The sequence below is a fragment of the Deinococcus fonticola genome (assembly GCF_004634215.1).
Classification (GTDB): domain Bacteria; phylum Deinococcota; class Deinococci; order Deinococcales; family Deinococcaceae; genus Deinococcus; species Deinococcus fonticola.
The window spans coordinates 1-679 of sequence record NZ_SMMH01000109.1 but is presented as its reverse complement, the minus strand read 5'-3'; the positions used below and the strand labels follow the sequence as shown (position 1 = coordinate 679).

The window sequence follows — 679 nt, the reverse complement described above, 5'->3', positions numbered from 1 at the left end:
ACCCGACAGTTTCCAAAAATCCCGTCTGGGATGGAGAAAGGAGGTCAATAAAGGCAAGTAGCTGTACCCCACGCTGTTTTTCAGGCTGGCTCCACGCCCGTACCAATTCTCTCAGACCCAAGGTGATGACACTCCACGCCCTCCTTCCGTGGGTTTTGAGTCGAACACTTTGTTGAAGCCCGACCAGAATGCACCACACGTAGGCCAAGGTCAGCACGCAGAGCAACCGTTCAAGGTGGTCATGGAGCGTCATGTGGGTGTTCTCAAGCTGAAATCCCTTGGATTTCAGCGCTCGAAACAGGCACTCGATTTTCCACCGTTTCCGGTAGGCTTTCAGAATTTTGTGCGATTTCATCGCGTTACTCGCCACAAGCAGCATCTCCCCATCTGTCGTGAATGTCCCCACGACGTTCATCGGTGAGCCAAAGACCTCAACGTCATCGAGCAGAACCCCTACTGCACCAGGTTGCAGGTCGCTCAGCCACTCGCGGCCGGGCAAACCGTCGATGGACGTGGTGTACCGTATACGGATGGTGACCGGGATACCCTGGTCAATCAGACCATCAACCCAGTCCTGGCCGATGAATTCACGGTCGCCATAGAGGGTGAAGATGTCCTGGCAATGCAGAATCTCGAGTGCGTCCTCAAGAATGAGCAGCCGGGTCGCCGCGTTGCTGTT

General features: G+C 55.1%; 1 protein-coding gene. It reads right to left on the bottom strand.

Annotated features, from left to right (window positions below; genetic code table 11):
* Nucleotides 1-679, bottom strand: a 679-nt coding sequence (locus tag E5Z01_RS19275; protein WP_135230852.1) for a transposase, incomplete at both ends; no start/stop codon positions are given.